Here is a 25,769-nt window from a genome sequence, read left to right on the forward strand (position 1 = left end):
AATTACTTAATGGTTAAGTTATCAATTTGAAAAACCTTGTTAATCCATTCCACACTTTCTTCCACAACGGTATTATCATCTTTTAAATGATTGGCAAAATGACTGGTTATTTTTTGAATTAATTTTGCGGTAATAATTTCAGCATATTCTTCATTAAAATCGGCGTTTTTCTTTTTCAAGTGATTGATTTCCGATTCTTTAATTGCGTTTAATTTCGCTTTTAAAGCATGAATAGTTGGTGCGTATTTTCTGCCTTTAGACCATGTTAAAAATTCAGTTAGAATTTCTGTAATGATATTTTCAGCAGCGGGAATATGTTGTTTTCTGTTTTCTAAAGTTTCATCTGTCATTTGCGACAAATGATCCATATGAATTAAAGTTACGAAAGGGTTTTGTTTTACGTTTTCGTTGACATTTTTCGGAATAGATAAATCTAAAATCAATAAAGGTTTTTTTAAATTTAAAATATCTAGATCAACGGTTGGATTTTGAGCGCCAGTTGCGACAACCACAACATCAGCTTTTTGCAATTCGATTTGTAAATCCGAATAATCTTTAACAAGAAGATTTAATTTTTTAGCTAATTTTTCTGCCTTATCTTTTGTTCTGTTGATTAATGTAATTTGATCGTGTTTCGAATGTTTGACTAGATTTTCACAGGTATTTCTTCCAATTTTTCCTGTTCCGAAAAGCAAGATGTTTTTGTTAGAAATGTCTTCTACATTCTTAAAAATATATTGAACCGCTGCGAAAGAAACAGATGTTGCTCCGCTTGAAATTTCGGTTTCGTTTTTCACTTTTTTACTCGCTTGAATTACTGAATTCACCAAACGCTCTAAATAAGCATTGGCTAAATTAAGTTTTTTACTTTCTACAAAAGCATTTTTCAATTGGGCAATAATTTCAAAATCGCCTAAAATCTGGCTATCTAAACCTGTTCCAACACGAAACATATGATTTAAAGCTTCTTTTTGTTTGTAAACGTAAGCGAATTTTTGAAATTCTTCAACAGTTCCTAAGCTGTTTTCACAAAGCAAATGAATCAATTGAAAAGGATGTTGTGCAAAACCGTAAATTTCGGTGCGGTTACACGTAGAAGTAACTAATAAGCTCTCCACACCATTCGTTTTGGCTTGTTCCAATAAATTGGCTTTTGCTTTGTCGTCTAAACTAAACTTACCTCTAATTTCGGCATCAGCTTTTTTGTAGCTCAAACCGATAGCGTAGAAAGTATTTTGTTTTGCAGGTGAATGATTGTCCATAAATTGGGTTATCTCTTAAAGATGTACAAAATTATTGTTTCCAAGTTTATAAAAACAACGCTAAAAGTACTTTTTATATCGTAAATAGTTTTTTTTGATTAAATTGTACTTTTTTTGGTATAAACTATTAACTTTGTAACAAATTCAACACCATACAAGTTGTTTGTTTAGAATAATTATAAATAAGAAAGCTGTTTTTAATTAAACAAATCATAAAAAAATAACGCTATGAGTTCATTTGAAGAAATTAAAATTGACGATGATTTCACCTTACTCCGTTTTCAAAATGACTCTGAGAACACCGAAACACTTGAAAAACAAGTAGGTAGCGGTTTAATTCAGTTTCATTTTAATGTAAAAGGAAAAGGGAAATTTATTTTCAACAACAATTCGTATACTTTAGATTTAAATGAAGAAAAAGCACTTTTATTATACAATCCACAAAAGGAATTACCTCTTCATTTAGAAGTTGCTCCGAAAAGTTGGATTATTTCTATTTTGATTTCGATTAAAAAATTTCACACTTTGTTTTCATCTGATACGGAAATGATTCCTTTTTTGAGTAAAGACAATTTAGAGAAAAAATATTATACCGAAGAAAGCATTAGTCCATCAATGGCGATAGTATTGAATCAAATATTTCATTACAACCAGAATTCGTCCATTAAAACTTTGTATTTAAAAGGTAAAAGTTACGAATTATTAAGTTTGTTTTTCAATACGAATGAAGATCCAAACGCAGAACATTGTCCGTTTTTATCTGACGAAGAAAATGTGTTAAAAATTAAAAAAGCAAAAGAAATTATCATCAAAAACATGGCTGAACCACCTGGTTTACAAGAATTAGCTGATGAAGTTGGTATTTCGATGAAAAAACTAAAGGCAGGATTTAAAGAAATTTATGGCGATACCGTTTTTAATTTTCTATTCGATTATAAAATGGAATTTGCTCGAAAACTATTAGAATCTGGCTCATACAATGTGAATGAAGTAGGTTTAAAAATTGGTTACAGCACTTCAAGTCATTTTATCGCAGCCTTTAAAAAGAAATTTGGTACTACACCAAAAAAATACTTATTGAATTTAAACGTTAATTTATAAAAGCATAAAAATATATTATGAAAGGAGTTTTATTAGTAAATCTTGGTTCGCCAGAAAGTCCAACCGCAAAAGATGTTAAGCCGTATTTAGATGAATTTTTAATGGATAAATATGTAATTGACGTTCCGTTTTTATTGCGTGCTTTATTAGTGAGAGGAATTATTTTACAAACCAGACCTAAAAAATCTGCCGAAGCGTATGCCAGAATTTGGACAAGCGAAGGTTCACCTTTAATTGTATTATCAAAAAGAATGCACGAAAAAGTAAAAGGTTTAGTTGATATTCCTGTAGCTTTATCTATGCGTTATGGAACGATGACTATTTTAAAAGGCTTACAAGAATTACACGACAAAGGTGTAACTGATGTAATGCTTTTCCCTTTATATCCGCAACACGCCATGGCTTCTACTACAACAATTTTAGTTTTAGCTGAAGAACTTCGCGCCAAGCATTTTCCAAATATGAAATTTACGAATGTTCCTGCTTTTTACAACAAACCAGGATATATTGAAGCATTGGCAAATTCCATGAAAAAACATTTGGAAGGTTTTGACTACGATCATTTATTGTTTTCGTATCACGGAATTCCGAAACGTCATATTCGTAAAACAGATATCACAAAATCACATTGTACGATTGATGGTTCATGTTGTAATACGCCATCGCCAGCACACGAATTTTGCTACCGTCATCAATGTTATGAAACTACGAAACAAGTCGTGAAATTATTAGGCATTCCAGAAGGAAAATACAGCCAAACGTTTCAATCACGTTTAGCAGGCGACAAATGGCTAACACCTTATACAGATGTTGAAATTAACAAAATGCCAGAAAAAGGAATTAAGAAATTAGCAGTTGTAACGCCAGCTTTCGTAGCAGATTGTTTAGAAACGTTAGAAGAAATTGCTATGGAAGCTAACGAACAATTTATACACCATGGTGGTGAAGAATTTTTAGCGATTCCTTGTATGAATGACGAAGACGAATGGTGTGGTGTAGTTGCCAATTGGATTGAAGAGTTTAAAGAAGAGCCAAGTAAAAAGTAAAAAGAATCAAGTAAAAAAAATCAACTTGAAATAGAAAAATGGAATATTACAATTATCTAAAATCCTTGCATTTAATCTTTGTAATCACATGGTTTGCAGGTTTATTTTACATTGTTCGCTTGTTTGTGTATCAAATTGAAGCGAACGAAATGCCTTCGCCAGAAAAAGAAATTTTACAAAAGCAGTACAAAATAATGACGTATCGTTTGTGGTATATTATTACTTGGCCAAGTGCGGTTTTAGCTACGATATTTGCACTTTCTTTATTGCATTTAAATCCTGCTTTTTTAGAAATGCCTTGGATGCAAGTGAAACTGGGTTTTGTGTTTTTATTGTTCCTATATCATTTTAAATGTCATAAAATTTATACCGAATTACAAAACAACAAAGTCAATTACACCTCAAATTTCATGCGTTTATGGAACGAAGGCGCGACAATCATTTTGTTTGCGGTTGTTTTTTTAGTAATTTTAAAAAATGCAATCAATTGGATTTATGGCGTTGTCGGAATTATTCTTTTTTCGGTCTTAATAATGCTTGGCTTTAAATTCTATAAAAGAATTAGAACTAAAAAAAGTGAATAAATTTTTCAAAATAAATACGCTATCCTTAAGACGAAGAATATTTTTGTCGATGTTGTTTTTAACGACATTTTCAACGATATTGATAACGATAGTTTCTTTAATTCACTTCCGATACGAAGCTAAAGAATACCACGAAGAACGTTTGTCTAGAAAAGAAAGTGCCATAAAAGAACATATTGAATACATTCTAAAAACGACAAGTTATCCGCTTTTAACAAAGAATGTTCGCTATATTTTTAAAGATAGAATTCACGAATTAGCTGACATTCACAGTTTAGAAATTAATTTTTTCGATTTAAACGGTAAATTACTTTTGTCTTCAAAATCGGCTTTTAAAATTGATAAAAAAATACCGAATATAGAAGCAAATATTCTCAAAGATTTAAGAAATTCTTCTGAGAAAAGAATCGTTATTACAAAATCTAAAGAAAACGATACTTATTTGAAATCATCTTTCAGTTACATTAAAGATATTAAGTTTAAAAATTTAGCGATTTTAAATATTCCTTACGAAGAAAACAGCGATTTCTATAATGAAGAAGCGCGAAATTTCTTAACCAGATATGCACAAGTATATATCATAATGTTTATTATTTCGATATTACTATCGTACTTATTATCTAGTAACATTACGAAATCAATTTCTCAAATTTCCGAAAAAATAGGAGTCACACAATTAAATGAACGCAATCAGAAATTGACACTTCAACCCGGAAATCAAGAAATTAACGGGCTAATTTTATCGTACAACAATATGGTTGATACGTTAGAAGAAAGTGCGCAAAAACTAGCTCAAAGTGAACGAGAACACGCTTGGCGCGAAATGGCAAAACAAGTCGCACACGAGATAAAAAACCCGTTAACACCTATGCGATTGACCATTCAAAGTTTCCAAAGAAAATTTGATGTGAACGATCCAAATATCAATCAAAAATTGAACGATTATTCGGAAACATTAATTCATCAAATTGATACGATGACTACTGTGGCGAGTGCTTTTTCGAACTTTGCTAATATGCCAGGGCAACAAAATGAACTGTTGAATATTGTTCAAATAAGCAAAATGGCTTTGGAAATATTTGATGAAGAGTACATTCGTTTCCAAACTACAGAAAAAGAAATTTTCACACTTTTCGACAGCGCACAATTGACTCGAATAGTTACCAATTTAGTCAAAAATGCCGTTCAAGCAATACCAGAAAATCAAGAAATAAAATCGGTAATTGTGGAGCTTTTAAAAACCGAAAATCAATTCATTTTAAAAGTTTCCGATAACGGAATTGGGATTTCAACAGAAAATGCAGCACATATTTTTGAGCCAAAATTCACTACAAAAAATTCTGGAATGGGATTAGGATTAGCCATTATTAAAAATATTATTGAAAATTATAAAGGAACCATTACTTTTGTTTCTGAAGAAGGAAAAGGAACAACATTTACAGCAACATTACCTATAAAAAACTAAAAAATGGAAAATATTTTAATTGAAAAACAAGACAGTTTAGCGATTGTTACTATCAACAGGCCTACAAAATTAAACGCTTTAAACAAAGCTACAATTGAAGAATTACACACCGCTTTTAATGATTTAAATAACGACAGTGAAACAAAAGTTATTATTTTAACTGGAAGTGGAGAGAAAGCATTTGTTGCTGGTGCAGATATTTCAGAATTTGCTCATTTTTCTGTTTCAGAAGGAGAACAATTAGCGGCAAAAGGTCAAGAATTATTATTTGATTTTGTACAGAATTTACAAACACCAGTTATTGCAGCTGTAAACGGATTTGCTTTAGGTGGTGGATTAGAATTAGCGATGAGTTGTCATTTCAGAATTGCTTCAACTAATGCGAAAATGGGCTTACCAGAAGTAACTTTAGGCGTAATTCCTGGTTATGGTGGAACACAACGTTTAGCGCAATTAATAGGAAAAGGAAGAGCGATGGAATTAATCATGACGGCTAACATGATTGATGCAGAAACAGCAAAATCGTACGGTTTAGTAAATCATGTGGTTCCTCAAGAAGAATTATTAGATTTAGCGAAATCAATTGGTACAAAAATTAGCAACAACTCGAGTGTAGCTATTGCCAAAGCAATTGAATCAATCAATGCTAACTATGAAGATGGCGTGAACGGTTTTCAAACGGAGATTAAAAACTTTGGTGCTTCTTTCGGAACAGAAGATTTTAAAGAAGGAACAACTGCCTTTTTAGAAAAAAGAAAAGCGATTTTTACTGGTAAATAACCTTTCGAAAACAAACTTATTATAACAAAAAAATCCCGAGCAATGCTCGGGATTTTTGTATAGAAGAAAATTGAATTATTTTTTCTTTTTTGCTCCTTTTTCTGCTTTTGCAGCTTCTTGAGCAGCTTTCATTGCAGCACGAGAAATTCTTACTTGACAAACAACAGTGTTGTCTGGGTGTAAAATTTTGTATTCTGGTGCACCTAATTTAGTAACATATAATTTGTTACCCATTTCTAATTCAGAAATGTTTGCTTCAATAGAATCTGGTAAGTTAGCAGGTAAAGCTCTCACTTTTAATTTACGTTGGTTTAAACGTAAAACCCCTCCTAATAAAACTCCTGGAGATGTTCCAGTAACTTTAACAGGTACTTCCATTGTAATTTCTTTTGTAGCTTCTAATTGATAGAAATCTACGTGTAAAATTTTGTCAGAAACTGGGTGAAATTGGATATCTTGTAAGATACCGTCAAATTTCTTTCCACCTTCTAATTCAATTACTACAGTGTGCGCTTCTGGAGTGTAAACTAAACCTTTAAATGCTCTTTCTTCAGCACTAAAATGTACTGGATTTTCCCCTCCGTAAATAACGCATGGTACCATTCCAGCATTACGTAAGGCTTTAGTTGCAACTTTACCTACGCTTTCTCTTTCTGATCCTTTGATCGTAATTGATTTCATTTGAAATAAATTAAAATTAATAAAAAATAAATTGGTTAGTAGTTTAAAGGAATGAACATCTTCAAACCGACTAACTTTACATTAAAAACTTTCCACTAATGGAATTGTTGTTTTGTACCATGTGCATTACTTCTGCAAATAATGGGGCACAACTTACAACTTTTATCTTTTTAGATTCTCTTCTTAAAGGAATAGAATCCGTAACAATTAACTCTTCTAATTTTGAGTTTTCAATTTTTTCATACGCTTCACCAGATAAAATAGGGTGCGTACAAATTGCTCTTACACTCAAAGCGCCTTTTTCAATCATTACATCAGCGGCTTTAGCTAATGTACCTCCAGTATCAATCATGTCATCTACTAAAATCACATGACGACCTTTAACCTCTCCAATCAATTCCATTGTATCGATTACATTGGCCATTTTTCTTTGTTTGTAGCAAATTACTACATCAGATTCTAAAAATTTAGAATACGCATAAGCTCTTTTAGAACCACCCATGTCAGGTGATGCAATAGTCAAGTTTTCTAAACCTAAACTTTTCACATAAGGTAAAAAGATAGTTGAAGCAAACAAGTGATCTACTGGTTTTTCAAAGAATCCTTGAATTTGATCTGCATGTAAATCCATGGTCATAATTCGAGTCGCTCCTGCTGTTTCTAATAATTTAGCCACCAATTTTGCACCAATCGGTACTCTTGGTTTGTCTTTTCTGTCTTGTCTTGCCCATCCAAAATAAGGGATGACCGCTGTTATGTGTCTGGCTGACGCTCTTTTTGCAGCATCAATCATTAATAACAATTCCATTAAATTATCTGCGCTTGGAAAAGTGGAACACACTAAAAACACACGAAGACCTCTGATAGATTCTTCAAATGACGGTTGAAATTCACCATCACTGTATTTAGAGAATGTTACTTTACCTAGCGGCACACCATATTTACTGGCAATTTCTTCCGCTAGATACACACTTTGCGAACAGGCAAATATTTTTGCTTCGGGCTCGTTGTATGACATTTTAATTTGTTGTTATGTAGTTAGTTAGTCCTGAGCATGCTTAATCGGGTGCAAAGGTAAAAATAAAATCGGACTCTGAAAGTAAATTTTTAAGTATTTTTATAATGAAATTAGAAACTTTACTTATATTTGCACACTCTAAAAAAGTAATGAAGTGAAAAACAATCCGTTTTAACTTTAAAAAACTTTTCAATGCCCGGATGGCGGAATTGGTAGACGCGCACGACTCAAACTCGTGTTCCTTGGAGTGTGGGTTCGATTCCCACTCCGGGTACTGAATGGGAGAACTTTGAAAAAAGTTCTCCTTTTTCTTTTTTTAAACCTTCTAAGCCCTTGTTAAATTTAGTGATAAGCAATATTGCTTCATTAAATGGAAGGGTTCGGAATTTATTTTTTGAAAAAAATAATTTGTCATTAAAGTACGAACCCAGTAGCTTAGTTTTTATTTCAATTGAAGCATTTTTGTAAAACATATCTATATTAGTAACGAAGGTCAATCCAAATGATATAAATTTATTTAAGTCGCTATTTATACTTTCATAGTTTTCTTTTTCAGTTTGTAAGTGAAAGATTTCTTGTTTCAATTTTTGTATAAAACTATCATATATTTCATCATCTATTTTTCCATTAATATATTTATCAGTTAAAGTCATCTGTTGTTTTTTAAAATCGTCAATTTTACTTTCAATTGATTTATAAGTAACCATTCTTTGATTAGTATAATTTTCATATTCATCAATTAAAATTGTTTTAAACAACTCTATAACACCTGCTGAAGGTTTTATTTCTGAAATAGTTTTATAAAAAACTGAATGCACTAATTCTGGTTTGTAAGCTTCTCCACAATTATTTGCACATCTGTAAAATAAATATTGTTTCGTTTTGTTTTTTCCATTATTACTAGCACTCCCCCTCATAGGGCTACCACAATTAGAACAATGCAAAAAAGTATTTAAAGGAAATTCGGGGTTTTTCTGACGTATTTTTTGTGTTTTATTGTTCTTACCATTTTTAACATCTTGAACTTTATTAAAAAGTTCTTCAGATATTATTGGTTCATGAAGTCCTTTAACTAAATTATATGGCGGAATGTTGTGCTTTTTTAAATCTATGTATCCTGTATAAAGTATGTTCTCTAAAGTTCTGCTAATTGAGCTTTTAGATAGGCTTAATCCTTTAAGTGTATATTTTTTAAGCAATTCATCTTGACTATAAATGCCAGTTGAATAATCCTCAAATAAGTTCTTTATTAATTCAGCTTTTCCATTTGGCTCAATTCCTTTTTTTCCGTTAGAAAGTACTGCTCGACTGTAACCACTCGGAGGAGTTTTAATATATCTTCCTGCTTTCATTGCTGTTCTTTCCCCAAGACGAGTTCGTTCTATTATGGTGTTTCGTTCAAATTCAGCAAAAGTCATTTTCACAGTCATTATCATTCTTGACTGAGCTGATCCACTATCCGCAATCCAATCATCAACATAATTAACTTCAACACCAAGATTAGTAATCTTATCATAAGTTGCTAAACCTGTATGTGTGTCTCTTGTAAACCTATCTATTTTCATAGTTAAAAACAGATCTATTTCTCCTTTGTTTTCAAGTAGAAAATTATAGGTTTTATTAAATTCTGGTCTTTCAAAATCCTTTCCAGAATATGTTTCTACAAAAGTATTCAATAGAATTATACCTTTATTTAAACAGAAGTTTCTAATACTTTCCTTTTGACTTTCAAGTGAAGTTCCTTGATTTTGTTGTCCTAAACTACTAACTCGCAAATACCCTATTGCTGTTTTAAATTTTTTCTCCTTTTCCATTATTTAATTTTTTAGAAGAGTTTACTTCTACAGAGATTTTAGCTGCTTTATAAAGCAACTCCCTAATTAATTTAACTTCTTCATCAGTAAAAGATTCTCCATTATCAAGCAGTATCTTTTTACATTCTTCAACAGGAATCATAGCTTTAAGATTTAATCATTACTGAAACTTCTTCATTTACTACTACTTCTGCTTTATAAAATCCCCAATTAGATATTACATTTGTTAAGTCAGCGTTTTCAATTAGGTTTTTTGAGTTCTCTATATATCTCACATCAAATTCATTAACAAAAATCTTGATACATTTAAACTCGCCTGTTTTTAGGTAAAAGAGTAACTTTAATTTTTCTATGTTTTCATAAGGTTCTTTAATTCCGAAATTACTTGAAAAGTTATTATTTTCAAATTCTGGTATAATAAAATCTAATAAGTCAAAACTAATATGCGTTGGTAACATCTTATTACTTATCCATTTATTATAGACTTCGTATGACAATATTTTTGTATAGCCATTCTCTAATATCAGTAAGATTTTTGGAGTTCTTAAAATAGAATCTAAAACATGAAATTTTATTAATGAAAAGTTTTTTATTGGAGAGTCGAATAATTCTTTACGTGTTTGTTTTAAGAAGTCTAGTGATATACCAAATTTTCTGGCTTCAACAACGATGTTTAACCAAATACTTTCAAGCTTGTCAAACCTCTTGACTTTACCTTTGTCATCTGGAGAAACCCCAATAACTTCTTGACTAATCCAATTATTTAAAACTCTAGCTGATATTTCATTTTTTCTTCCAGATTTTTCTTTGTGCATACTTAAATTAACACTTGCTGAATTAAGAAAATGAATAAATGTATCGGGTAGTTCTGAAAATATTTCTTCTAAAACATGTTGGTTTAACTTGTCTTGAAGTTTCTTGTTTTTTTCTATATCTATCATAAATATCTTGATTATATTTATGCAAATATAAAAATATTACATTAATGTAACAAATGAATTTTAAAAAATACGTTTAATGTAAAATTAGGTTTCAATTTCAATTTCGTTTTCTATCTTAATTGATTCGTAAATTTCTAAATTAGAATTTAATATTTCGATAGAGACAGCTAACGAATACGGAATTTCTCCGTTTGACTTGTCCCAGCCTTTATGACCTCTTACAGCGAAACTTAAATCTGAAGGTAAGTCGTGAGATTTTATAATTGTCCAATCCTTTTGAACCGTACTATTAGTTCTACTAATACCATTTACAACTCCTGCTGTGCTGCTTTTAATTTTCCAATTCCAACCAGTCATTCCATTTCTTAAATCTTTATCATAAGCTGTTGTTTCATCTTCAATTTCTTTAAGTACATAATCTTTAAAATCCGCAAAAGGCTCTCCAACTTTTGAACTTGTCCAGTCAAGCCAAGAAGATAAATAAGATTTTGTCTTCTGTCTTGTTCGTCTAACTTTTGCAGTATATGATAATGTGACTTCAATTAAAATATCATATTCTTCCGCAGGAGACCTTAAAAATTCTGGAATGTTTAATGAGTAGATATGTCCTTCTTCTGCTCTTATAGTACCTGTATTATAGAATGTCGCTCTTTGATGCGTGTTTTTTGTTACTCTTTCCAAAGAAGGTATTCCATAGCCAAAACTCTTTATACTTTTTACAGTTGGATTTTCAAAAAAAGTATTCGGTAATCTTGCACCTTGAACCACTAAAGCACGAAATAAATTCACATCTTCTTCTGGATATAGTTTTAGTAATTGAGCAACTATGTATGAAACTTTTGGTGTAGCAAATGATGTCCCTACAATATCATTCCCTATTGCTGAGCCACCATGAGTGGTTGAACGAATTAATTCGGGAGCAAGTTCTTCTTTAATAGAAACGATATTTCCAGTTTTAGAAAGTGCGAGTCCTCCACCGTATTCAACTACGTCTGGTTTAATCATTCCCCAAATACCTGTCCCTATTCTTGAGAATGCAGAAATTTCGTCTTCTAATCCTAAAGATTCAAAATTGGCATCATCAAAAGCATTGTGATTTACTGAACCAACTGTAATTGCAAAACTACTCTGAGCAGGATTAGCAATTCTACAATTTTGTTCATCTAAATAATCTGGATAATTATTTCCTCCGCTAATATATCTGCGTATAACATCTCTTGACAAATTTCCTGCTGAAATTAAAAAAAGTATTTTGTTCTGATTTATAAGTGTATCAATTGTAGCTGCCCAAGACGACATATGTTTTAATCTTGAAGGAGCATTTGAATTTATAGAGAGATTGAAAATTTTACAATCTGGATTATCTTCAACAATTTGAGTCATTAACTCGGCTGGTAATTTATGTGTAAGTTTATTGTTATTGTCTAATACTCTTAAATTTCTAACAAAACAAGGTAGTTGGTATGGGTCTTCTATATTAGATATTCCGTATGGGTATAAAATAGCACCAGCAACTCTTGTCCCATGTCCTCCATTTCCAACTTGATCAGCAGTTGAGGTATCTCCATGAATATAAGACTTAGAATTTGCTGAAATAATAGCTGGAGCTATATATTTGTGTCCTTCCATAACACCGCTATCTATTATTGCAACTTCTGGAGAATCATCATCAGGAGCAATAATTTCTATTTCAACTGTTCCAACTTCGTCTGCTTCACAATCAACACCTGTTATTTCGTCTGTTTCTGAAACCTCAAATACAAAAGGGTAATTATATACTAAATCCTTAAATCCTTTTCCTGTGATTTCAATTTCACAACAAAAACTATCATCAAGGCTAATAATTCCGCTTGTTAAATTACCATAATGACTTATAAAAGCTTCAAATTCATCTTGTCGCTCTAAAAAGCGATCATCCCTTTCTCTTAATTTTTGATTATATCTTTCTAAATATCTTTCATAATACCTACTATCAGGATTTGGTGCATTTCCTAGTGGCTTATCAAAAGCTATACCTACTTCCAATCTATATACCCTATCATCTACAATCTCTCTCCAAGTAGTTTTTAAATAATCAGAAAGAATGTATTCTGGCTTCCATTGATTTCCATCAATAATTTCCCAAAAGTCTGCAATTTTTGCTCCACCATGTTCTTCATTTAAAAACCTTCTTATTTTTTCATCAAGTGAAGTAAAAGCATCTAAAGATGCTCCAATAATATATCCCTCATCTTCCTCAGAAATCACTTCAATTCCAAATTGTTTTAAATCAAATTCATAAGTGATAATATCAGGATTTATTTTCAAGAAAATTGGGATAATATCTTTATCTAAAGGAGCTAAATCAAGTTCAGCTCTTCTATCAATTTCGCTTTGCCAGCTTGTCTTTATTTGATTTGTTTGACTTGATAGATAACCGAAATGTCCTTGTTTGTTGTTTTTATTATCTGTTGAACGAGGATTTGGATTTCCTCCACCATGTAAACGAGGTTTTCCTGTAACTTTTTGAAGAAATTTTAAATGCGGAAATCTCTCCATAAATTATTTGTTAAAAGCTAAATTTTCTTCAATTGCTTTGTCCAAATCTTCAGCAGAAATTTCATTGTGAGAATTTATAATTGATTTTTTTGCGGCATCGTTTGCAATCTTTACAACTAAAGCATAAGATAAGCCTAGCACTGCCTTTGCGTACTTTTCAAGTTTAATCTTTTTGTTTAGATTTAAAGCAGAAAATGTTACTTTAAGTAAGTCTACAATTTCAGTTTCATTAGGTTTTGGAAGCTCAATTATTTCATCAAATCTTCTAAATAATGCTTTGTCTAAACTGCCTTCTAAATTAGTTGTAGCAATTAGTATCCCTTGCCCGCTATACTCTTCTAATAAACCTAAAACAATATTTACTATTCTGTGAATTTCTCCAACATCATTTGATTTTAGGTCACGCTGTTTTCCTATAATATCGAACTCATCTAAAAGTAAAACGCATGGGTACTTTTCTAGGCTCTCAAATAATTTATTTAAGTTCGATGCTGATTCTCCAAGATATGAAGAAATTATCGTATCAAAACGTACTTTATAAAAAGGCAACCCTAAATCCCAAGCAATTCTTTCAGCAGTCATACTTTTACCACAACCAGAACTACCATAAAGAAGTATTTTTTGGCGAGGTCTTAATCCGTGATGTGCCAGTCTTTCTCTTGCAATATACTCTTTTTCAATTCGCAATATTTTTTCTTCAACCGCTGAAGCAAGAACCATATTGTGTCTTAAAAAATCACTTTCAATATGTGTTGCAAGTGGCAATTTATATCGTCTATCTGCAGGAATAGAAAAAACATCATCGCTATTTTTTGTAAGCTTTAATGTAGGCTTACTTTCTGAGTCTGGAGCTTTAGCTAGATTACCTTCTAAGATAGTGTCAAGTCTATCTGCTAATTTTGTATGCCCCTTTTTTCTTTCATCATCAATAATTGAATAAGCAATCCTTACCAAAGGCTCATTTTTATCGCCTTCGATAGATTTAAACAATCTTGTTAATAGTGTTTGGTTCATTTTTGATGAATGAAAATAATTTACCTAAAAAAGCAAAAATACAAATAAAATTAAAAAAATCATTGGTTTTGCACTCATAATTGCTTAAAAAGAAAAGCCTAATCATATTTGACTAGGCTAAATTGAATTTTGCTTAACTACAAAATATAGATACTACAGAAATCGACAATTTCTATTACTTCACAATCATAATTTATTTTGAGAAAACTAGTACTATGCACAAGGCTAGTTTTGCATAATATATTTGGAATATACCAAAATATTTGCAATCATAAATTAATGGCAATCAAACTCCTTCATTTTGTTTTCTAAAAAATCCATTAATTCAATATTTCTTGAAGCACTTTTTCCTGCTTTTTGTAATCTATCCATATTTTCAGCAGTTACATCAAACTCTTTTTGTAATCCCTGACAGTCTTTTTTTTCTATCAACTTGTAAACTCTTTGTTTTACTATTGGGTCATATAAAGTCCAAAAATCTGAATCATCTAATTCCATATCAGATTTTTTCTTAATATCGACAGTAGTACTTTTCTTTTCCTCTTTATTTAATTTATCTTCTTCTTTTTTTCTTGGATTCAATAAATTTCCAATTACACCTAAAGCAATCACTCCAGCTAGGATATAAATTATTTTTTTCATTTTATTCTTTAATTGTTTAAGATGTAAATATATGAAATTTGTAGTATTTTAAGGTTACAAAAAATAATATTTTTGCTCGGAACTTGCACGAATGCAAAGTTTATCTGAATCTGAAAGAAAAAAAATATCAATTGAAATCCCAAATCTTGTGGGAGAGCAGATTGTTATATTCAGAAAATTAAGGAACTTAACCCAAACGGAATTAGCTTCTATGGTTGGTAAGGATAGACAATATTTGTATAAAATTGAAAAGGGTAGAGTAACGCCAAATATCGCTACTCTGGCTATAATTTCTACAGCACTCGACATATCACTGTCACAATTATTTGAAAAGATTAAGTAAATTTGTTTCAAGACAAAATTATATATCGATCATATAATCTTTTTACTGTCATCTGATTAAACTCTTTACCATTTCTAGTTTTAAATCCGCTATCGTTTAGGTGTTTTGAAATGAAATAAAGGCTTTTCCCGTCTTTTCTCATTAGAACTATCATTGCGGTCGCCTTTCGATTATTATAGTTCTCTAAAGCCTTGTTTTTTCTTACTTCAACGCTTCGTTTTCTGGAATCATTGGTTAAATTTTGGGGCGAGCCAAGATTTACACCTCTTGCTTTTAGCTCTGCTAAAGCAACTTTTGTTCTGTGACTTATTCGTTCTCGCTCATCTTGTGCCAAAATTGCCATTATACCAATAGTAACTGAATTAGCTGTTGGCATATCTGCACAAACAAATTCAATTTTAGAATCTCTCAAAGTAAGTATAAAGGCTGCATTTCTTGAAAGTCTATCTAATTTCGCTATAAGCAATATTGCATTTTCTTTTTTGCAATGTTCAATTGCTCTATTCAATTCTGGTCGTTCATTATCCTTTCCACTTTCCGCCTCTTGATATTCAGCAATTAAAATATTGTTTTGATTCAAAAATTTTTCAACTGCTGTTTTTTGTGCCTCTAGTCCTAAACCAGATTGTTCTTGTTTTTTTGTAGAAACCCTGTAGTAACTAATGTATTTCATTTGTAACGTTTGTTAAAGGTTGGTTTAATAAATGTTATAAAAAATCTAATGGAGTTTGTGCTTCAATTGTACCAACTTTATTGATATGGTAAACGTTTATCCCTCTTCTAGCTAGATCCATTCCAATAAGTTTGTTTCTGTGACAATCTTTGTGATGAAGACAAGTACATAGTATAGCAATCCTGTAACCTAGTTCAATACCACATTCTAAATCAGAAAGACCCTGCTGATAAGGCAAGGTCTTTCTGGTTTTTTCGTAGTCTGGTAAATTATCTGTTTGTAAGTTCGGGTATTTTGGTAATCCTCCAAGTTCGCTTCCTTTAAACATGTAACCAATTCCAGAATCTGCTAAATGCTTTTCAAGCACATTTCTATTAAATACTGACTTGTATCTGGAAAAGGGGACAGACCTAACATCAACAACTACTTGAATTTGATTGTCTTTTAATATTTGGATAAATTCGGAAATCGATTTATTTCCATAACCAACTGTGTAAATACAAAATGTCATATATTTATTTTAAACTTTCCTATTCAAGATTGCTTCTAACTCTTCATCTGATTTGGTTTCCATTTCTTGTAAGGTAGTATTGACTCGTAACACATTCTCCTGTTCTATGTAACCTCGCTTCTTGCCTTTGGTTTTCAAATAGAAAATTGTAGCTGTAGTATTCATTTCTTGTATTTGTTTTATGAGTGAAGCCTCCGCTAAGTCTAATATGCTTTCTCCTAGAGCTTCGTAGGTTTCTTTAAACTTTTGATCTTCTTTAAGCCAATTGTAAAAAGTTTTCCTAGATATATCAACAATCTTACAAGCTGAATCTACAGACAACCCAAAACTACTGGTGAATATTTCTAATATCTTGTCCTTCTTCTGTTTTGTACTTAGTCTCATCGTCTTCTTTTTTATGTGTAACATTTTGTAACATTTTAATTTAATTCGCATTTATTTATCAAGTCGCAATCCTCGTCTTCTAAGTCACACGCCATAGTCCAATACTGAAACTTTCCTATTGTTAACCTCCTATACATTTGGTCTTGGTAAATATTTAACTCTCCAAAATTTCTAATGTGTTTTACAATAGATAAAAAAAGTTCATGATTATCAAATTCCTTTCGTAAAGTGTAAAAATGAGGTGTTTTAGGCATTGTTTTAGCAAAATGCCACACAAAAGACTCTAAAGTATTTTTTACTGTTTCTAAAGTTATATTATGATGCCCTCTTACTTTATAAACATCATACTTCCAAAAATCTTTCTGCTTCAACATCACATTCTTATCAAATTCTACATTACCAATATTATTTTCGATTAAAAAATCTGCAAAAATATATCTGTAGCAAAATTCTGAATCAATATTCTTATCGCAAATAGCAATTTTCTCAGTTCCATCCGAAGCTTCAATTATCGAACGCCAAACTCTTTCAAATCCTAATCGATTAAGGTTATTCCTATACAAAACAAAACAAGCTAAATAATCTCTAGCTCGTTCGTGATAATAGTATCTAAATGTATTCAGTCCCTTTATCCTTTTTACCTCTTCTTTTTCACTATAATTTCCATAAACTTTACCAGTTATTGAAAAAATAGTATAACCTTCTTTTAGCCTAGCTTCAATCTCATTAAAGCTAATCAGTATTATTTGTTTCATCTATTAAATATAGAGAAATTCAGTTTAAACTCAAAATAATTCACTGACTATTAGCGCTTTATGAGTAAAATATTATCACTACAGTACTACTTTATTCAATCTATTAATTTCATCTATTTGAACTGAATAAGCTTCTACTGAATTACTTTTACTTTCATACTAATCTATTATTAATTCTAATCAATCCTTGCTGCATTAAAGAATATGAAACAAATATTTCTAATTGTATTAGTTAGATGTATAATTAACAATTTAATTTACCTGTTTTCTAACTCTCATTAATAATATTGTTGATTTCTTTAGTTTAGATTATTGTTTTATCATATTTGTAAATTTCCCTTTCATTCCCATTATTACTGTTTATCTTTTTTCCTAGTGTTTGTAGACTTTACGCTTGAAAATAATTTCAGTTTTGATGAGGTCGGATTCTACACGTTTTAAATATTTCTTACCTGTTCGCAGTCTTCCTGTAATATTTTTATCTTCATATTTAAAAGTACTAATCAAATCTTTAGAAAGTTTAACTCCTTCTTTATCAGTCATAGTTATAACTTGTCGTTTTACTGTTAATAAATTTGCCTGTATTCCATTTTTTTTATAATTGTTAGCTGTACTAATACTTACACCTAAACACTTTGCCAAATATCTTATAGGCAAAGTCTTAAAGTCTTTAAGATAAAAATTACGATTCATACTGGTATCTTCCATTATAGACACCGATCGTCTTTTTTTATCTGACCATTCTTTCTTTTTTAGGTAATAAGTAAATACTACAGCACAACAAAAATTTTGAAATTTTGAAAAGTCTTCTGGCTCAAATATTGTCGCAAGTTTTCGACATAAGTTAAGTTTTTTGCATAATTGCAAATAGCTAATAATTCTTAATGATTTTTTCTTGCTATTTACTGTAATCCATTTGTTCTTAATTAACCAATTTACACTATTTCTCACTGTTCTTTCACTTACGTCCATGTCCGAAGCCCATACTTTATACAAAGAAGTATCAAAGCGAACATGTCCGCTTGAAATATGTTTAAGATAAGCAAATGTCATTAAATGAGTAGTAATTCGATTTACCAATGAATATTCACATAATTTAACAGGAATAGTAGTGTAGATAGGTTTCATTAGATTCGAGACTGTATTTGGTTATTATTGACAATAACAGGATACAATCCCGACTCTTCTAGTAATGGCTTTAACTCATATAATTTCTTAAAATCTAGGTATACTTGGTTCGTAATTAGTTGCGTGAAGGGTACAAAACAAAAAAAGCTCAGCATTTGCTGAGCTTTTTTGTTTCTATCACTTTCTAAAATAAACTTTGTTGTTTCACTGGATTTTCATGTTCTAGCAACCATTTTTTTCTCCACAAACCACCAGCATAACCCGTTAAAGAACCATCTGAACCAATAACTCGATGACAAGGGACAACAATCCAAAGTGGGTTTTTACCGTTAGCATTTGCTACAGCTCTGATCGCTTTTGGATCGCCTAATTTATTTGTTACTTCTTGATATGATGCCGTTTTTCCAAAAGGAATTTTCAATAATTCTACCCAAACTTTCTTTTGAAAATCTGTACCATTTGGATTCATTTTAAACTGAAAATCCGTTCTGTTACCTTCAAAATATTCATTTAATTGCATCACAACATCTTGAAATAAACTTGGAATACTTTCAGACAAAATTGTTTCCTCTGAAGTTACCGAAATTTTAGAAATTCCGTCTTCGTTTCCTTCAATTAACACAAATCCAAGAGGACTATTTATTACAACTTTTTCCATAAAAAAATCCCGATAAGCAAATCTTATCGGGATTAAATATATAAATAATTTTTATATTATTTTGCTGGAGTAACTGTTGCTGGTACTTCGTTTACTTTTACTGTTCCTTTAATTGTAATAATTTTTGGAGCAGAATTTTCTTCACTTGTTGTAACTGTTACCGTTTTATGGAAAGCTCCACCTGCTGCAGCATTATAAGTTGCAGTAACTGTACCTCTTTCACCTGGCTTAATAGCTGTTTTAGTATAGTTTGTTGCAGTACAGCCACAAGAAGCTTTTACATTAGTTAATGTAACATCTTTGTTTGTAGTGTTTGTAAATGTAAATTCATAAGAAACTGGTTTCCCTTGTTCAATAGTTCCAAACTCATGCGTTTCTTTTTCCCATTTTAATTGAGATGGTGTTTGAGGTGTTTGAACCGCAACTGGAGCAGCAATTGCAGCAGGAGCAGCGATTGGAGTTGCAGATGCAGCTTTAGCATTGCTCTTAGTTTGTGCAAACGATACTGATGATACGAATAATGCAAATGCAAGTAATTTTACTGTTTTCATAATTATTTATTTTTAAGTTTTTAATTTTTTGATCTAGCAAATGTATTTATTTTTTTATTTAATGCTGTTAATCAGTTATATTTATTGTGTTAATGAGTTGTTAATGCTTAATTTCGCTTCAAAATTTGTACTAATATCGTTAAAAATTTGAATGAAAAATGAAGTTGTCTAGATTTAATATTGTCATTATAATTGGCTTCCTGGCTATTGTAGGAGTAATTATTATGCAATTATTTTTAATTAATAACGCACACAAATTAGCCAAAAAAGATACGGAAGACAAAATATTTTTTGCGCTTCAAGATGTGTTGGAAAAACTATACAAAGACAATCAAACGGGTTTGTTGGTTGCGAATCAAGTTGAAAAAGTTTCTGGTAATTATTTTACTGTAAACGTAAATTATGAATTTGAAAACACGGTTTTAGAACATTATTTAATTTCGGAATTTCAGAAAAACAACTTAGATGTCGATTTTGAATATGCGGTTTACAATTGCACTTCCGATCAAATGGCGTTTAGCAATCACATTAATAGTAATGGAAAAAAAGAACCTATTAAATGTCCAAAGTGTTTTACTAAAAACCCAGAATACACCTATTATTTCGCCATCCGATTTCCAGATATCGAACAAAATTATTTTAAAAACTTAAATCAATATTGGATTTTCACTTCTGTGTTGTTTTTAGTTTTAATCATTTATGTCTATTCTGTTGTATTGATGTTAAAACAGAAAAAATACACCGAATTGCAAAAAGATTTTATCAATAATATGTCGCATGAATTTAAAACACCATTAGCTTCCATCCTTATTGCGTCGAATTATGTGAAACAACAAAATGAAATCAAACAAAATCCGAAACTCTTAAAATACAATCAAATTATTGTCAATCAGACAAATAAATTGAATGAACACATCGAAAAAATCTTGTATGTTGCCAAAACAGAAAGCAAACAAATGCTTATTGACAAAAGTTTTTTTGAATTGAAACCTGTTTTAGATTTATTAAAAGACAATATCATTTTAAAATACGACAAGAAAGTTGACATCAAAATAAACATTTCTAAACCTTTTAAAATAAAAGCCGACGAATTTCACGTGTATAACATTTTGTTCAATTTAGTTGATAACGCCGTAAAATACACAGAAAATAAACCCGAAATTGAGATTGATGTTAACGAAAATAATCAGAAACTTCAAATTCAAATTAAAGATAAAGGTTGTGGAATTCCTGCAAAAGATTTACCTTTCGTTTTCGATAAATTCTACCGTGTTTCGAGAAAAGACATTTCAAACATTGAAGGTTTTGGAATTGGTTTATCGTATGTGAAAAAGATTTGCGATTTGCACCATTGGAAAATTGCCATCGCAAATAATTCAGATAAAGGAATAACAGTTACTATTCAAATTAACCCAAAAGATTATGTCTAAAAAAAAGGTTTTATATGTTGAAGATGAAGAAACACTTGCGTTTTTAACTTCAGATAATTTAGAGCAACATTTTGATGTGGTACATTGCGTCAATGGAAAAATAGGTTTAGACATGTTTTGTAAAAACCAATTTGACATTGTAGTAACTGATATTATGATGCCAGAAATGGACGGCTTTGAATTGGCGACCGAAATCAGAAAGCGCAACCAAGAAATTCCAATTATCTTTTTATCGGCGAAAACCATGAAAGAAGACCGAATTAAAGGTTTGAAATTAGGTGCTGATGATTATTTAGTAAAACCGTATTCTATTGAAGAACTGATTTTAAAAATTGAAGTCTTCTTACACCGCAGTCAGAAAAACACGGAAAAAACCGTAAAATTATACCAATTTGCCAATTTCGTTTTCGAACCAGAAAATTATTTAATCAAAAACGAAACCACAAAAACCACACTTACCGAACGTGAAGCACAATTATTAAAACTGTTTTTAGACAACCCAAATACCGTTTTAAAACGCGAAAAAATTCTAATGGAACTTTGGGGTTCTGACGATTATTTTTTAGGAAGAAGTTTAGATGTTTTCATCTCTCGTTTGCGAAAAATCATTAAAGAAACACCAAGTTTATCTATTGAAAATATTCCTAGAGTTGGGTTTAAATGGGTGAGTGAGTAGAATTAACAAAAGAAAGAGTCTAATTATTAATTAAAAGAATGATACAATACAAATTTCACATTTATAAAAAAATAATTCTTTTTTTACTTTTTTCGGCTTCAACATATTCACAAAAAACAAAGGAAACAGATTACGCCAAATACCACGAAAACATAAATAAAGCAGAGATTTTCTTTTTTAAAGAGAAAAATATTGATAGTACTGTTTTTTATTATGAAAAAGTTTTTAATAATTATGATTTTGTTTTTTTGAAAGATTTAATTACCTGTGCACAAATTGCAAAACACAGTAATAAACCATTTGTAAAATATATTGAGAAAGGTTTTGAGTTTGGACTTAAGATTGAACATTTAAAAAACTATCCAATTTTTGGAGACATATCAAAATTAGAAAAAGAAAATAAGTTAAAAGCTAAGTTTGATAAAGGGCGAAAATTATACTTAAAAAAAATAGATTTCAATTATTTAGATTTAATATACGATATAGCGGTTGAAGATCAATGCAATAAATATTTAACTAATGAAAATGAATATATTCAAAAGAAAAAAAAGAATATGTTTAATTTAAAAAAAAGAATAAATTCAAAAGGATTTCCTGGTGAACGACTTCTTGGAATTGCAGACTCAACAATATGTGATGAAGTAAAGCTAAAAAATAAAGATTTAAAATATAGAATTATAGAATTTCCAAAAGCCAAAGCTTTTGATGAAATAAATGAAAGTTGTTTTGCGCAAATAATTATTTTTCCTTTTTTTATGCACTTTGATTATTGCTTTTTTAAGGAATTTGACAACAAACAGTTGATTAATGAAATAAAAAAAGGGAATATACATCCAAGAGATATTGCTTTTTTTAATGATAATGCATTTGCAACTTTATTTGGGGCAAATAGGTCATTTTGTAAAGAGAACAAAACTGATGGCTTCTATTTTTCTACTTTTGGTTTCGAAAAACATCTTTTCAATATTAAAGTCGCAAATAAACTAAGAGAAAATTTATTTATGGTGCCTTATGAAATTGATATTATCAAACAAGAATATGAAAAAAAATATGGCTTTAATGTTTTTTATGGATACTCAAATTATAGATAATATCTTTTGTTAGCGTGGATTTGCAATCCGTGCAAAAACTATTCCACACTCGTATAGTCTGAAACAACTTCATCCTCTGGCTTTTCTTTCGATTGCTCTTTAAATTCATCATACCATTTTTCTAAACTCGGATACATAAACTTAGAAACTTCTTGAATCGGATTATAAAAAATGGAATTATTCAACGTTTCTTCTTTCACTAACATGTGATTGATATTGATTTTCTGAAACAAACTGATCACCACACTCAACATCAAAACGGTTTTCAACAGACTAAAAACCGCACCGCCTAATTTATTCAGCCAACCTAAATAAGCGAAACTGAATATGCTTGTGAAAACCTTGGCCAACAAATAAATTCCAACAACGACTAATAAAAAAGTAATCGCGAAAGCCACAAATTCAATATATTTTGGATTGACTTTTATCAAATCTTCCAATGTCAATCTGACCAAGTGCGAAAATTTTATCGCTACAAAAATTCCAATTATTAATGAACCAAAAGAAGCAATTTCTACAAAAAGACCATTTTTCAAGCCGTTATATAAAGCGTAACCTAACAAAGCGGTGAAAACAATATCGATAAAACTCATAATTTTAATTTTCTAAAAACAAAACTACAAAATGCAATCCTCAAATACTATCTTTGCCAAAAACAAAACAGAAATGTCTAGAGATATACAATTAAAAGAACGTTGGGATAAAGTCGTGACATTTTTATCTGAGAAATTCGCCGATGGTGACGTATTGGATTTGGATGCGATTATTTATTTAATTGGCGTTCAAGAATTAGGCAAAATAAACACCGAATTTAAAAAAGACGAAAAAGTAAACCTAATGCACATTGCCATTTGCAAGCTTTTAGAACCTTACGGATATTACGAATTTGAATTTTTCGATAAAGACGGTTGGCCGCATTATAAAGTCGTGAAAGAATTACCAACATTAAAAGCAGGGGAACAATCGGTTTTAATGAAAGAAGCCATTGTGAATTATTTTTTAGAAAAAGAGATAATAAACTAGTGGTTAGTGGTCAGTTGAAACTAATTTTAAAAAAACTTCCAACTTCCAACTTCCAACTTCCAACTTTTATTTAAATTTGCAGACTATTACCCAATTACGATGATAAACAAGATTAAAGAACATATTAAAGAAGCTCAAGCTTTTACAACTGAAGACAAAACGACTTTAGAAGAATTTCGTATTAAATACTTAGGAAGTAAAGGTTTATTGAAAGATTTCTTTGCCGAATTTAAAAACGTACCTAACGAACAAAAAAAAGAATTTGGTCAAGTGGTGAACGAATTGAAAAATACGGCGGAAGAAAAAGTAAAAAGCATTCAAGAACTTTTAGAATCTAAAACAGAGTCTATTAACTTGTTTGGCGATTTGTCTCGTCCGGGAACTCCGATTAATATTGGTTCTCGTCATCCGATTTCTTTAGTGAAAAATCAAATTTTAGATGTTTTTTCTACAATTGGTTTCAATGTATCTGAAGGTCCGGAAATTGAAGACGATTGGCATAACTTTACCGCTTTAAACTTACCAGAATATCACCCAGCGCGTGACATGCAGGATACGTTTTTTATTCAAACGAATCCAGATGTTTTATTACGTACACATACTTCTTCTGTTCAAGTAAGATATATGGAAAACAACAAACCGCCTATTAGAACGATTTCTCCAGGTAGAGTTTTCCGTAACGAAGCGATTTCGTCTCGTTCACACTGTATTTTTCACCAAGTAGAAGGTTTATATATTGACAAAAATGTTTCGTTTGCCGATTTAAAACAAACATTATTATATTTCACAAAAGAAATGTTCGGAAAATCTAAAATCAGATTACGTCCGTCATATTTCCCATTTACTGAACCAAGTGCAGAAGTAGATATTTATTGGGGATTAAAAACAGAAACGGATTACCGAATTACAAAAGGAACCGGTTGGTTAGAAATTATGGGCTGCGGAATGGTGGATCCAAATGTTTTGAAAAACTGCGGAATTGATCCAAACGAATATACAGGTTACGCTTTTGGTATGGGAATTGAAAGAATTGCCATGTTATTGTACCAAATTGGCGACATTAGAATGTTTTATGAAAATGATGTACGTTTCTTAGAACAATTTAAATCTAGCTTATAAAACAATAAAATCCCGAACAATGTTCGGGATTTTTTTTTGCTTAACTTTCAACTAAGGATCTAAAATCCGTACTTATCATTAAGCTTTAAAAGTATTTAAAACGAAAAAAGTCCAACATTGCTGTTGAACTTTTTGCTCCCTCTTCCCGAGAAAATCGTTACAGGCTTTAGGCTCGAAACCATTCTATCGTTAAATAAAACTATTTTAAACGAAAAAAGTCCAACATTGCTGTTGAACTTTTTGCTCCCTCTTCCCGAGAAAATCGGGACAGGCTTTAGGCTCGAAACCATTCTATTGTTAAATAAAACTATTTAAAACGAAAAAAGTCCAACATTTCTGTTGAACTTTTTGCTCCCTCTCTTGGGCTCGAACCAAGGACCCTCTGATTAACAGTCAGATGCTCTAACCAACTGAGCTAAGAAGGAATAACCTTATAGGTTAAGTATGTTTTTCGCTAAAAGTTTTGCTCCCTCTCTTGGGCTCGAACCAAGGACCCTCTGATTAACAGTCAGATGCTCTAACCAACTGAGCTAAGAAGAAG

Annotated in this window: 28 protein-coding genes and 3 tRNA genes; 12 read left to right on the plus strand and 19 right to left on the minus strand. The window is 30.7% G+C overall.

From position 1 onward, the window contains the following. Positions 1-2: 2 nt before the first annotated feature. Positions 3-1,262, minus strand: a complete 1,260-nt coding sequence (hemA, locus tag G6N05_RS11870) for a glutamyl-tRNA reductase (protein WP_166129444.1) — start codon at positions 1,260-1,262, stop codon at positions 3-5. A 228-nt stretch (positions 1,263-1,490) separates the two neighbouring features. Between hemA and G6N05_RS11875 the strand changes: the two genes are divergently transcribed. From G6N05_RS11875 to G6N05_RS11895, 5 genes are read left to right on the plus strand one after another with little or no spacing between them, the layout of a single operon-like run. Continuing rightward, a complete protein-coding gene (locus tag G6N05_RS11875; RefSeq protein ID WP_166129448.1) occupies positions 1,491-2,363 on the plus strand; it encodes a helix-turn-helix transcriptional regulator in 873 nt (290 codons plus the stop codon). Positions 2,364-2,380: 17 nt separating this feature from the next. Further along, complete coding sequence (gene hemH, locus G6N05_RS11880) at positions 2,381-3,409, plus strand: ferrochelatase (protein WP_166129452.1); 1,029 nt, start codon at positions 2,381-2,383, stop codon at positions 3,407-3,409. Between the two features lie 38 nt (positions 3,410-3,447). Continuing rightward, the gene (locus G6N05_RS11885) at positions 3,448-3,993 is read left to right on the plus strand and encodes a CopD family protein (protein ID WP_166129456.1); all 546 of its coding nucleotides are present in this window, start codon (positions 3,448-3,450) and stop codon (positions 3,991-3,993) included. A gap of 49 nt (positions 3,994-4,042) precedes the next feature. Continuing rightward, positions 4,043-5,458 carry a sensor histidine kinase gene (locus tag G6N05_RS11890; protein ID WP_166129704.1) on the plus strand — a complete coding sequence of 472 codons (1,416 nt, stop codon included), beginning with the start codon at positions 4,043-4,045 and terminating at the stop codon, positions 5,456-5,458. Between the two features lie 3 nt (positions 5,459-5,461). Continuing rightward, the gene (locus G6N05_RS11895; RefSeq protein ID WP_166129459.1) at positions 5,462-6,238 is read left to right on the plus strand and encodes an enoyl-CoA hydratase/isomerase family protein; all 777 of its coding nucleotides are present in this window, start codon (positions 5,462-5,464) and stop codon (positions 6,236-6,238) included. A gap of 75 nt (positions 6,239-6,313) precedes the next feature. Here G6N05_RS11895 and G6N05_RS11900 read toward each other — a convergent pair whose 3' ends face one another. After that, on the minus strand, positions 6,314-6,919 hold the full coding sequence (locus G6N05_RS11900) for a 50S ribosomal protein L25/general stress protein Ctc (protein WP_166129464.1): 606 nt from the start codon (positions 6,917-6,919) through the stop codon (positions 6,314-6,316). Positions 6,920-6,995: 76 nt separating this feature from the next. After that, a complete protein-coding gene (locus G6N05_RS11905; RefSeq protein ID WP_091313327.1) occupies positions 6,996-7,937 on the minus strand; it encodes a ribose-phosphate pyrophosphokinase in 942 nt (313 codons plus the stop codon). 194 nt (positions 7,938-8,131) lie between these two features. On the opposite strand from G6N05_RS11905, the gene G6N05_RS11910 reads away from it, so the two are divergent. After that, a tRNA-Leu gene (locus G6N05_RS11910) sits at positions 8,132-8,211 on the plus strand. Here the strand turns inward: G6N05_RS11910 and G6N05_RS15805 are convergent. From G6N05_RS15805 to G6N05_RS11940, 6 genes are all read right to left on the minus strand, one after another. Then, on the minus strand, positions 8,165-9,751 hold the full coding sequence (locus G6N05_RS15805; RefSeq protein WP_225875174.1) for a recombinase family protein: 1,587 nt from the start codon (positions 9,749-9,751) through the stop codon (positions 8,165-8,167). The genes G6N05_RS11910 and G6N05_RS15805 overlap by 47 nt on opposite strands. Beyond that, positions 9,729-9,893, minus strand: a complete 165-nt coding sequence (locus tag G6N05_RS11920; protein ID WP_166129467.1) for a hypothetical protein — start codon at positions 9,891-9,893, stop codon at positions 9,729-9,731. Before G6N05_RS11920 ends, G6N05_RS15805 begins: the two co-directional genes overlap by 23 nt. Positions 9,894-9,897: 4 nt before the next feature. Further along, complete coding sequence (locus G6N05_RS11925; RefSeq protein ID WP_166129472.1) at positions 9,898-10,692, minus strand: hypothetical protein; 795 nt, start codon at positions 10,690-10,692, stop codon at positions 9,898-9,900. Positions 10,693-10,776: 84 nt separating this feature from the next. After that, positions 10,777-13,230: a S8 family peptidase gene (locus G6N05_RS11930; RefSeq protein WP_166129475.1), complete on the minus strand. Its 2,454-nt coding sequence runs from the start codon at positions 13,228-13,230 to the stop codon at positions 10,777-10,779. A 3-nt stretch (positions 13,231-13,233) separates the two neighbouring features. Further along, positions 13,234-14,244 (minus strand): AAA family ATPase, encoded by a 1,011-nt coding sequence (locus G6N05_RS11935; protein WP_166129479.1) that lies wholly within the window; start codon positions 14,242-14,244, stop codon positions 13,234-13,236. A 276-nt stretch (positions 14,245-14,520) separates the two neighbouring features. Next, complete coding sequence (locus G6N05_RS11940; protein ID WP_166129484.1) at positions 14,521-14,886, minus strand: hypothetical protein; 366 nt, start codon at positions 14,884-14,886, stop codon at positions 14,521-14,523. 91 nt (positions 14,887-14,977) lie between these two features. On the opposite strand from G6N05_RS11940, the gene G6N05_RS11945 reads away from it, so the two are divergent. Further along, the gene (locus G6N05_RS11945) at positions 14,978-15,229 is read left to right on the plus strand and encodes a helix-turn-helix domain-containing protein (RefSeq protein WP_166129487.1); all 252 of its coding nucleotides are present in this window, start codon (positions 14,978-14,980) and stop codon (positions 15,227-15,229) included. A 7-nt stretch (positions 15,230-15,236) separates the two neighbouring features. Here G6N05_RS11945 and G6N05_RS11950 read toward each other — a convergent pair whose 3' ends face one another. The 7 genes from G6N05_RS11950 to G6N05_RS11980 all read right to left on the minus strand — a co-directional run bounded on the left by G6N05_RS11950 (position 15,237) and on the right by G6N05_RS11980 (position 19,889). Then, entirely contained in the window at positions 15,237-15,902 is a 666-nt protein-coding gene (locus G6N05_RS11950; protein WP_166129492.1) for a recombinase family protein, read from the minus strand. A gap of 34 nt (positions 15,903-15,936) precedes the next feature. Beyond that, the gene (locus G6N05_RS11955; RefSeq protein ID WP_166129497.1) at positions 15,937-16,413 is read right to left on the minus strand and encodes a DUF488 domain-containing protein; all 477 of its coding nucleotides are present in this window, start codon (positions 16,411-16,413) and stop codon (positions 15,937-15,939) included. Positions 16,414-16,422: 9 nt separating this feature from the next. Continuing rightward, on the minus strand, positions 16,423-16,797 hold the full coding sequence (locus G6N05_RS11960; RefSeq protein WP_166129501.1) for a helix-turn-helix domain-containing protein: 375 nt from the start codon (positions 16,795-16,797) through the stop codon (positions 16,423-16,425). A gap of 35 nt (positions 16,798-16,832) precedes the next feature. Then, complete coding sequence (locus G6N05_RS11965) at positions 16,833-17,552, minus strand: hypothetical protein (protein ID WP_166129506.1); 720 nt, start codon at positions 17,550-17,552, stop codon at positions 16,833-16,835. 372 nt (positions 17,553-17,924) lie between these two features. Beyond that, positions 17,925-18,680, minus strand: coding sequence for a hypothetical protein (locus tag G6N05_RS11970; protein ID WP_166129511.1), 756 nt, complete (start codon positions 18,678-18,680; stop codon positions 17,925-17,927). 184 nt (positions 18,681-18,864) lie between these two features. Beyond that, positions 18,865-19,338 carry a methylated-DNA--[protein]-cysteine S-methyltransferase gene (locus tag G6N05_RS11975; RefSeq protein WP_166129514.1) on the minus strand — a complete coding sequence of 158 codons (474 nt, stop codon included), beginning with the start codon at positions 19,336-19,338 and terminating at the stop codon, positions 18,865-18,867. A gap of 56 nt (positions 19,339-19,394) precedes the next feature. Further along, positions 19,395-19,889 carry a DUF1573 domain-containing protein gene (locus G6N05_RS11980; RefSeq protein ID WP_166129519.1) on the minus strand — a complete coding sequence of 165 codons (495 nt, stop codon included), beginning with the start codon at positions 19,887-19,889 and terminating at the stop codon, positions 19,395-19,397. A 158-nt stretch (positions 19,890-20,047) separates the two neighbouring features. Between G6N05_RS11980 and G6N05_RS11985 the strand changes: the two genes are divergently transcribed. From G6N05_RS11985 to G6N05_RS11995, 3 genes are all read left to right on the plus strand, one after another. After that, positions 20,048-21,319 carry a sensor histidine kinase gene (locus tag G6N05_RS11985; protein WP_166129524.1) on the plus strand — a complete coding sequence of 424 codons (1,272 nt, stop codon included), beginning with the start codon at positions 20,048-20,050 and terminating at the stop codon, positions 21,317-21,319. Further along, on the plus strand, positions 21,312-21,995 hold the full coding sequence (locus tag G6N05_RS11990) for a response regulator transcription factor (protein ID WP_166129527.1): 684 nt from the start codon (positions 21,312-21,314) through the stop codon (positions 21,993-21,995). The genes G6N05_RS11985 and G6N05_RS11990 overlap by 8 nt, the downstream gene beginning before the upstream one ends. A gap of 248 nt (positions 21,996-22,243) precedes the next feature. Further along, entirely contained in the window at positions 22,244-23,086 is an 843-nt protein-coding gene (locus G6N05_RS11995; protein WP_166129532.1) for a hypothetical protein, read from the plus strand. 38 nt (positions 23,087-23,124) lie between these two features. Here the strand turns inward: G6N05_RS11995 and G6N05_RS12000 are convergent, their stop codons facing one another. Continuing rightward, positions 23,125-23,679: a CvpA family protein gene (locus G6N05_RS12000; RefSeq protein WP_166129537.1), complete on the minus strand. Its 555-nt coding sequence runs from the start codon at positions 23,677-23,679 to the stop codon at positions 23,125-23,127. A 73-nt stretch (positions 23,680-23,752) separates the two neighbouring features. Here G6N05_RS12000 and G6N05_RS12005 point away from each other — a divergent pair, with 73 nt between their 5' ends. Both G6N05_RS12005 and pheS read left to right on the plus strand, forming a co-directional pair. Further along, complete coding sequence (locus G6N05_RS12005) at positions 23,753-24,109, plus strand: hypothetical protein (protein WP_166129540.1); 357 nt, start codon at positions 23,753-23,755, stop codon at positions 24,107-24,109. Between the two features lie 99 nt (positions 24,110-24,208). Next, complete coding sequence (pheS, locus tag G6N05_RS12010) at positions 24,209-25,228, plus strand: phenylalanine--tRNA ligase subunit alpha (protein ID WP_166129545.1); 1,020 nt, start codon at positions 24,209-24,211, stop codon at positions 25,226-25,228. Between the two features lie 351 nt (positions 25,229-25,579). On the opposite strand, the gene G6N05_RS12015 is transcribed toward pheS, so the two are convergent. Both G6N05_RS12015 and G6N05_RS12020 read right to left on the minus strand, forming a co-directional pair. Then, positions 25,580-25,653: transfer RNA gene (locus G6N05_RS12015), tRNA-Asn, on the minus strand. Positions 25,654-25,694: 41 nt separating this feature from the next. Beyond that, positions 25,695-25,768 (minus strand) — tRNA-Asn (locus G6N05_RS12020). Position 25,769: the final 1 nt, after the last annotated feature.

Source organism: Flavobacterium bernardetii (genome assembly GCF_011305415.1).
Lineage (GTDB): Bacteria > Bacteroidota > Bacteroidia > Flavobacteriales > Flavobacteriaceae > Flavobacterium > Flavobacterium bernardetii.